Source organism: Microbacterium sp. (genome assembly GCF_011620665.1).
In the GTDB taxonomy this organism is placed as follows: Bacteria; Actinomycetota; Actinomycetes; order Actinomycetales; family Microbacteriaceae; genus Microbacterium.
The window spans coordinates 19,005-27,583 of sequence record NZ_WOYQ01000034.1 but is presented as its reverse complement, the minus strand read 5'-3'; the positions used below and the strand labels follow the sequence as shown (position 1 = coordinate 27,583).

At 68.5% G+C, this 8,579-nt stretch carries 7 protein-coding genes; 2 read left to right on the top strand and 5 right to left on the bottom strand.

Annotation, left to right across the window (positions count from 1 at the left end):
• Positions 1 to 23: 23 nt before the first annotated feature.
• Positions 24 to 359 carry a DUF6804 family protein gene (locus QZV81_RS04895; RefSeq protein ID WP_292833385.1) on the bottom strand — a complete coding sequence of 112 codons (336 nt, stop codon included), beginning with the start codon at positions 357 to 359 and terminating at the stop codon, positions 24 to 26.
• Between the two features lie 115 nt (positions 360 to 474).
• Between QZV81_RS04895 and QZV81_RS04890 the strand changes: the two genes are divergently transcribed.
• The gene (locus QZV81_RS04890) at positions 475 to 885 is read left to right on the top strand and encodes a hypothetical protein (RefSeq protein ID WP_292833382.1); all 411 of its coding nucleotides are present in this window, start codon (positions 475 to 477) and stop codon (positions 883 to 885) included.
• 59 nt (positions 886 to 944) lie between these two features.
• Here QZV81_RS04890 and QZV81_RS04885 read toward each other — a convergent pair whose 3' ends face one another.
• From QZV81_RS04885 to QZV81_RS04870, 4 genes are all read right to left on the bottom strand, one after another.
• A complete protein-coding gene (locus QZV81_RS04885; protein ID WP_292833379.1) occupies positions 945 to 4,067 on the bottom strand; it encodes a S8 family serine peptidase in 3,123 nt (1,040 codons plus the stop codon).
• A 137-nt stretch (positions 4,068 to 4,204) separates the two neighbouring features.
• Positions 4,205 to 5,299, bottom strand: a complete 1,095-nt coding sequence (locus QZV81_RS04880) for an ABC transporter permease (protein ID WP_292833376.1) — start codon at positions 5,297 to 5,299, stop codon at positions 4,205 to 4,207.
• Complete coding sequence (locus QZV81_RS04875; protein ID WP_292833373.1) at positions 5,296 to 6,228, bottom strand: ABC transporter ATP-binding protein; 933 nt, start codon at positions 6,226 to 6,228, stop codon at positions 5,296 to 5,298. Before QZV81_RS04875 ends, QZV81_RS04880 begins: the two co-directional genes overlap by 4 nt.
• A gap of 53 nt (positions 6,229 to 6,281) precedes the next feature.
• Entirely contained in the window at positions 6,282 to 7,301 is a 1,020-nt protein-coding gene (locus QZV81_RS04870) for a glycerophosphodiester phosphodiesterase family protein (protein WP_292833370.1), read from the bottom strand.
• A 144-nt stretch (positions 7,302 to 7,445) separates the two neighbouring features.
• Here QZV81_RS04870 and QZV81_RS04865 point away from each other — a divergent pair, with 144 nt between their 5' ends.
• On the top strand, positions 7,446 to 8,330 hold the full coding sequence (locus QZV81_RS04865; RefSeq protein ID WP_292833366.1) for a Bax inhibitor-1/YccA family protein: 885 nt from the start codon (positions 7,446 to 7,448) through the stop codon (positions 8,328 to 8,330).
• Positions 8,331 to 8,579 lie beyond the last annotated feature (249 nt).

The following is an 8,579-nucleotide window of genomic DNA, read 5'->3' as shown; positions in this document are numbered from 1 at the left end:
GCGCGAAGCGACCTTCCGACCGGTCACGCGCGGGGGCTCTTGATGAGCGCGCCCGCCGCGAGAAAGATCACGCCGGCCGCCGGCTGGAGCGCCGTCCACAGGGTGGGGTCGAGCGCCAGCGGGAACACCGGATTCCACACGGCCGCGATCGCGAAGAAAACCGGAATCCACCACCACTGCTTCGCCTGACCCGCGAACCAGGCGACGATGAGCGCGAGGATCGACACCGCGAAGAGGACGAACTGGTCCCACCCCAGCGTGAACAACACGGCGGCGAGGAAGAGCACACTCGCCGCGAGGATGCCGGGAGCAAGCGCGTTGCGCTGAAACAACGGCTTCGGTGTGTCATCACTGGGCACGAAGGGCTCCTTTCGGCCGCCTGCCGACCATGATCCCCATCCTGCCCCATCGGCCGCTCTCGGCCCGCTCGCAGGTGGCCGCTCTACGATGGCGGCCCCGTGCAAGGAGCCGCTCATGCGTCGATCCCTCACCCTGACCGCGATCGCGATCGCGGCGCTCGCCCTCAGCGCTTGCGCGGGTGCGAGCACCGCCGGCTCATCAGGATCACCCTCGGAGTCGACCCGCCCCCCGTTCCGGACGACCGAGCCGAGTCCGCTCGCTCCGTCCGGCACGCCGACGACGGTCTCTGCTGCGCGCTGGACGGCGATCCTCGACGACCTCGCCGCACGCGGCGTCGGCGGGGTACCCGAGATCGTGTCCGCGGAGGAGGTCGTCTTCGGCGACAGCTCCCTCGGATGCCCGACGCCCGGGGTGTCGTACACGCAGTCGCTCGTCGACGGTCTGCGCGTCATCGTCCGCGTGGACGGCGCTCAGTACGACTACCGCTTCGGCAGCAGTGACGCACCCACACTCTGCCGGCGCTGAGATGCAGCGGACGGGGCGAGCGCTGACCGCGCCGCCCCGTCCGCTGCTCGGGAAGGGGACTACTTGAGCTTCACCAGCAGCGCCTCGTCGGCGCCCGAACGGTTGTCGACGACGACGACCATGGAGCCGAGCGGTTTCTGCGCGGCGGCCGCCGCGGCATCCACATCGATCGATACGCTCGTCGACCCGCGCTGCGGGACGGTCACGTACTGACCGTTGGTGATCGCCGGGTTGGTCGGGTCGTACATCGCCCAATCGGATGCCGAGTCCTCGCCGCCGTTGGATGCGAAGGTCTGCACCGTGTAGGAGAAGGAGCCCGCGATCCCGAGGTCGCTCGCGTACACCGGCAGCAGCATCGTGCTGGTATCCGTCGGCGCCTGTGTGAAGAAGCCGCTCGACGCGATGGCCCCGGTCTTCGCATCGACGATGAACGTCTCGGCGGTGCCGTCGGCACTTCCCGCGCGAACGGCGCCGGAATCGTAGGACAACACGATCCAATCGGCTTCACCGTCGGCATCCGTGTCGATCACGACGTCGTACTCGTTGCTGGCCGCGTTCGACCAGCGCTGATGCGTGTTCACCGCGAAGACGAGCAGATGATCGTCGCCCTGAGCGAAGGACTGCACTCCGGCAGCGCGCAGATCGTACCCCGTGTCGGCGAGCGCCTTCGATGCATCCTTCGGGTCGGACAGGCCCCACGTGTAGACATCGGCATCGCCCGGGATTGCACCCAGGATATTGCGCAACGTGACCTTCTTCGTAGCGTCGACCACCTTCTTGTTGGGGAACAAGCTGGAGCCGCTCGTGGTGACGGTGGCACTCGAACGAGGCACGAGCAGATAGGGCACCCGCAGGGTCGAATCCGGCGAGGTCAGCACGATATCGCCCGAGATCTCGTAGAACGAGAACTGATCGTCACCGGCGAGCGACCCCGGCACATCCTTCGACGCGGCGGCGACGCTCAGCAGCACCGTCGCCGACCTGCCGGGCGCGACGGTCACCGAGGTCGACGACAGACCCACCTTCGCCGTCTGGGAGACCGCGGACGGGGCCGTGGAAACCGCGTAGGTGACCGGAGCCGTGCCGTCGTTGCGGATCGTGACGGCCTTGATGCCGCCGACCATGATCGGCGACTCCTGGAAGCCGAAGCTCAGCGCCGACTCGCGCGCCCAGCCGCTCTCGGTGCGGAACCCGTCGCCCGTCGCGGTGACGCTCGTCGCGACGGCCTGCGCCGGATCGACGAGTCCCACACCCCCGAGAGTCAGGCTCTGCCCTGCGACCTTGTCGGGGTCGGCGGTCGATACGACGGATGCCGCGACCTGAGGCGCGTTCCATGCGGGGTGCGCCTGCACCGACAGCGCCGCGACACCGGCGACGTGGGGCGCCGCCATCGAGGTTCCGGACATGATCGCCGCGCCGTTGCCCGACCCGACGGCGGCCGATGAGATCGACACGCCCGGGGCGGCGACGTCGGGGCTGATGGCGCTGTCACCGGAGCGGGGCCCCGACGATGTGAAGGAGGCGTAGCCCCGGAATCCGGGGTTGGCGATCTGCGCGGAGACCATCGTGGCGGTGCTGCCGGCGACGATCTTCGCTCCATCGCCGGAGCGGACCCCGAGGAACGGGATCGTCACGACGAACTCCTCGCCCGTGTCCGGGTTCGCGGTGATCATGCCTTCGTACGGCGGCAGGTCGTTGGTGCTGTTGACCATGACCGCGGCTGCAGCACCGGCCTGCTGGGCGTAGATCGCCTTGGCGACGCGCGCGCACGTTCCCCGCTGCGAGGCGGCCAGTTGATTTCCGCCCGGCGAGACGCCGGCCTTCGTGTATGCGGCGACCGAGCAGCCGAGTGCTTCGTTCTCCGCGGTGGCCGGGTCATCGACCAGCCGGACGACCGTGAGTGCTCCGATGTCCTCGAGCGAGGCGCCGTTGGCGTTGATCGCCTCGATCGGTGCATCGCCCGCAGTCAGGGTCGCGCCGGGAAAGCCCTCGGAACTGTCTACGGCCGATACCGCGATCACACCGTCACCGGTGCCGGGCGATCCCGTGAGGTAGGGGCTGTGACCGGAGTTGCCCGCGGAGGCGACGACCACGACGCCCGCGCCGACCGCGTTCGCAGCGGCCACGGCATCCGGATCGTCGCCGCGACCGAACGACGAGCCCAGCGACATGTTGACGACGTCCATGTCGTTGTCCACGGCCCAGTCCAGGGCGGGTACGACGACGTCGGTCGAACCCTCGCAGCCGAAGACCCGGACGGCGTAGAGGTCGACCTGCGGCGCAACTCCGGGACCGACGCGGAAAGCGCTCGCAGGCAACGCGGAATCGTACGGTCCGGTGAACGCCGCTCCATCGGCGGTCACACCACCGCCGCCGGCGGTGCCGGCCACGTGCGAGCCGTGACCCCCGCAGTCCAGCGGATTGGCGTCAGGATGCGGCACCGGCTGATAGGCGTCGCTCCCCGGGTCGGCGTTGTAGTCATCGCCGACCAGGTCGATGCCCCCCTTCACGCGGGGTGCAGCCGGTCCATAGAGTGCCGGGTCGGCGGGCTGCTCCGAGGTCGCTGCCGCCGCCTCAAACGCCGCGACGGTTCCGGGACCGCCGAACGTGGCGTGCGTGTAGTCGATACCCGTGTCAATGATGGCGACCTTGACATTCTGACCCGTGTATCCCGTGCTCTCCCACACCTGCGGAACGCCCAGATAGGGCACCGAGACGGCGTTGTCGACCGTGTAGGTCCGCACGGGATGGACCGCCACGACACCGGGAAGCGACGCGACGGCGTCAAGCTGATCGGCGGGAACCGTGGCCTGGAATCCGTTGTACGCGGATTGCATCTGGGCCTGGATCTCGCCGCCCTTGTCGGTGATGTCCGCCTTGATCGAATCCTGAGCGCTCTTCAGCTTCCCCTTCACGGCGGCTTCCTCGGTCGTGCTGAGTTCGCGACCCGTGTCGGCCTGCACAACAGCGACGGGATCGCCGGTCATCTCGATGATGACGGCGACCCGGCCGTCTGGCCCTATGGATGCCGGCGAGAACGACGAATCGATCGTGCCACCTTCGCTCGAGCGGAAGCGCGACGAGGGATCTTCGTCGGGAGTTGCGGCCGACGCCGCGGTCGTCGAGATGAACGGCAGCGAGAGCGCGATAACGCCGGCTGCGGCCAGGATACGTCTGTGCAAAGTGGGAGCGCCTTTCACGATGATGCCCCACCGGGGTATGGCGGGACCGTATGCAGGAGGCTACGCGGCTCTCGCGAGTCTGCAGAAGCTCCGAGCCCCCGGGATGAGAGTATCCTCATCTCCGGATCCACTCGAACTCAGGCGATCCGCGTCCCGGGTGGCAGCACGCGCGCCGGTGTGCGTGTGCGAGCCCACGCCCACCACAACAAGCCTGCAGCCAGCACCACTTGCGCGCCGAGACCGACGAACCAGCTCGGCACGGTGTTCGCGATCGTCCCTTCGTAGTCGGGACTCTCGTACGAGCCGGACGTGTAGTAGTCGGGATTGCACTCATCCCAGCCCGGCTGCGTGGGCATCGGGCTCTGCGCGCTGCGGACGCTGTACTTCAGCCATCCGAAGATGTCGACCGGATTTCCGGCTCTGTCGTACCGGGTGGGCACGGCGTCAGCGAGGATGACGAAGGGGTTGGCGGCCAGCATCCACCAGACGTAGTCGAAGCGCGCCGTGCGCGAGGTCAACTGCTGCCACTCGCCGCACACCATCTGCTCCGGCTCATCCCAGCAGGTTTCCGACCCGTCACGACAGATCGGGTACCCCGTGTCGGGGTCGTACTCGGCCGTGCGGTAGCTGACGGTGTACTCCGTCGAGGCCGCGGCGCCGATCAGCCCGAAGCCGATCGCGGAGCCGGCGACGAGCGCCATGACCACCAGATAGGTCGCCGCGACCGAGAACAGCGGGCGCGCGAGGATGCCGGACAACCCCACGCCGATGGCCGAGATCACACCCGTCTCGACGATCAGCACGGCGAGCGAGACGATGACGGCGATCGGGTCGACATTGCCGGCGAAGGTGGCGATGACGAAGAACGGGGCCGCCACCGCGGTGAACGCGAGGCCCGTGATCCATGCCGCGACGAATTTCCCCAACAGGATCTCGCCCGTCGTGGCGAGGGTCACCTGCACGGGCGCGAGGGTTGCGGCATCGCGATCGCCGTTGATCGAATTGCCGGAGAGCGTCGGCGAGACCAGTACGACCAGCAGCAGAGTGATATAGACGACGACGGAGTACACGCCCGGGCCGGCGGTGCCCCACCCGCCGTACGAAAGGAAGGCGAGGACCGTCACACCGACCAGAAGCAGGGCGAAGATCCCCAGCAGCAGATACCAGGAGACCGTGCGCACGCGCTGCGTGAGTTCGAGTCGCGCGATCGTCCACAGCCGCGAGAAGCTCATCGCGTCCCCCCTTCGAGGTCGAGGAAGGTGTGTTCGAGCAGGCCCATCGCGGCCGAGAACTCCGCGACCGCCAGTCCCTCCCGCACGAGGGCGGTCAATCCCGCGGCGGCAGCCGCATCCGAATCGAACGATACGAGCAGATCGCGCCGGTCGATCGGGAGGAGAGCCGCATCCAGCCCCAGCGCCCGCGCGACCGGTACGACGGCAGCGCGTGCATCGAGATCGGCGAGGCGGATGCGCCAGGCGCGCTGGCGCCCGGCGGCGGCGGCGATCCGGTCGGCGCTGACCGTCACGCCCTGCTCGAGGAACACGGCATCATCGACGACTTCGTCGAGCTCGGAGAGGATGTGGCTCGAGATGAGGATCGTGCGCCCTTCGGCGGCGAACCGGCGCAGAAGCGTCCGAAGATCGATCCGCGCCTGCGGGTCCAGGCCCGACGCCGGCTCGTCGAGCAGGAGGACGCGCGGGTTGTGCACGAGCGCGCGGGCAAGCCCGAGGCGCTGCTTCTGCCCGCGCGAGAGCACGCGGGCGGGCGCGTCAGCGAGATCAGCGAGGCCCACCTCGGTCAGCAGCCGCGCTGCGCCGGCGGCGGCTTGGTCGCGATCGAGGTCGTACAGGCGTCCGGTCGTCACGAGCGTCTCGCGGGCCGTGAGCGATCCCCACGCGCCTTGGACGTCCGGCATCCACCCGAGAAGGGCTCGCGCGGCGGCCGGATCGGCGACGGGATCGACACCGCCGATGCGCAGCTCACCCGCGTCGGGCGCGAGCAGCGAGGCGAGCATGAGCAGGAGGGTCGTCTTGCCCGAGCCGTTCGGACCGACCAGACCCGTCACGGCGCCCTCGCGCACGTCGAGCGTGACGTCCCGGACGGCGTGGACGTCTCCGAACGAGCGACGCACGCCGCGGGCGACGATTCCGGCATCTGTCATGCCCTCACCCTACGGGGGCGCTATGGAGCGATCAACGAGGGATCAGTGAACTCTCAATCGTGCGAGCCGTGGAAGAACGCGACGCCCAGGTCGGCGTGATCGACGAAGAAGCCGTCGACGCCCGAATCCTTCAGGAACCGCCACTCGGCCTCGTAGTCTCCGAACGCCGCCCTGTCGCGTCCGCGGCGGAACTGCCCGACGAGGAAGTTGTTCTCGGGGCGGCAGGTCCAGGTGTACACGCGCAGTCCGCGGGCGTGCGCGTCGGCGACGACGGATGCCGGAGCATCCACCCGCCCCCTTCGGTCCGGCGCCAGGATGCTCCGCTTGTCGATGCTGATCCCGTCGACCCGGCCCACGAGTCCGTCGAGCCCGGTCGGCGTCATGAGCGACCCGTAGGTCGGCGCCGCTGCGCCCCGCGCAGCGATGAGGTCGGCGGGCGCTCCAGCAGCTTCGAGCAGGTAGATGTAGACCGCACGCACCCCTCTCTCGCGCAGCCGCATCAGGATGCCCGACTCGAACGACTCGATCGTCAGCGGCCAGCGGCCGGCATCCCACCCGCTCGCATGCAGTTCAGCCGTGATGAGTCCCGCATAGTCGAACCCGAGCCCCGTGAGGTAGGTCGCGTGCTTGATCTCGAGCACGACCCCGATCTCACGCCCCTGGTCGAGTGCCGCCTGCGCGACGAGGTCCAGCACGTCTCGGAGCCGGAGGATCGGCTGTTCGCCGTCGAAGGTGGCGCTGACGGAGCGCAGCTGCGGCAAGCGCTCACGGCAGCGGAGGGTCGCGAGCTCTTCCCACGTGAAATCCTCCACGAACCATCCGCTGAGCTCCCGGCCGTCCACGTTCTTGGTCGTGTGTCGGTCGGCGTACTCCGGGCGGTCGGCGACATCGGTCGTCGCGCCGATCTCCGTGTCGTGGCGGACCACGAGCACCCCGTCCCGCGAGACGACGATATCGGGCTCCACGGCATCCACCCCGAGAGCGAGGGCCAGGTCGTACGACGACCGCGAGTGCTCGGGCCGGTACCCCGGCGCACCACGGTGACCGATCACCAGGGCACGGCGGCGCGACATGACTTCAGGCTAGCGAGCACGGACCGGCATGCCACGTTCATGGCGGGCTCACAGCGCAGTTCCCGCCCCGCGGAACCCGCTTCGGATACGCTGGAACTCCGCAGGATTCCACTACGGCACACTTCGCATTGGAGAGAGACCACAATGGCCTCGAGCAGCAACCCCGCATTCAGCAACCCCGCCTTCCAGGAGCAGCGGCCCGGGCTGACCCCGCCGGCTGCCCACACCCAGTCCGTCGACCTGGCCGCCCAGGCTCAGATGGAGGGCGCATTCGCCGCCCCCGCAGCCGGCGCAGTCCAGACCGGACGAATGACCGTCGAGGACACCGTCGTCAAGACGGTCGCCCTGTTCGCCATCCTCCTGGTCACCGCCGTCGTCGGGTGGATCTGGACGATGGCGGGTGTCACACCCGACAACCCCTCGGGCATCAGCATCCTGCCGTGGATCGTCGGCGCACTCGGTGGCTTCGCGCTGTCGATGGCCGTCATCTTCACCTCGCGCAAGAAGGTCCGCCCGGGGCTGATCTTTGCTTATGCGGCCCTCGAAGGCCTCTTCATCGGCGGCATCTCGGCGTACTTCGAGTTCATCTGGCCGGGCATCGTGTTGCAGGCGACGATCGCGACCCTGTCGGTCGTCGGTGTGACGCTGGCCCTGTTCGCCAGCGGGAAGGTGCGAGCATCGAAGAAGGCCACGAAGGTCTTCATGATCGCGATGATCGGATACCTGGTCTTCTCGCTCGTCAACGTCGTCATGATGATGTTCGGTGCGTTCGGGTCAGGTTCCGCCTTCGGCCTCAACAGCCAGCCGAGCTTCATCTTCGGCATCCCGTGGGGCGTCATCATCGGCATCTTCGTCGTGATCATGGCGGCCTACTCGCTCGTCCTCGACTTCGACTCGATTCAGCAGGGCGTGCGCAACGGCGCTCCCCGCCAGTTCGCGTGGATGGGCGCCTTCGGCATCATGGTCACGGTCGTCTGGCTCTACGTTGAGCTCCTCCGCATGATCGCGATCCTCCGCGGCGATAGCTGACCCGCTCGCACGGAAGGCCCCGTCCGGTTCACCCCGGGCGGGGCCTTCCGCATGTGCGATCGTCGCCGTGTCCCACTCCCGTCGAGGGATGTCCCAGTTCCGGCGGGGGATGTCCCACTATCGGCCAGAAGGGGCGCCCTGAGCAGCCGAAAGTGGGACACGCGAGGGCGGGCGAGCGAAGACGAGCCGCCCTGCGCGGCGTGTCCCACTTCCTGCGCGGCGTGTCCCACTTCCTGCGCGGCGTGTCCC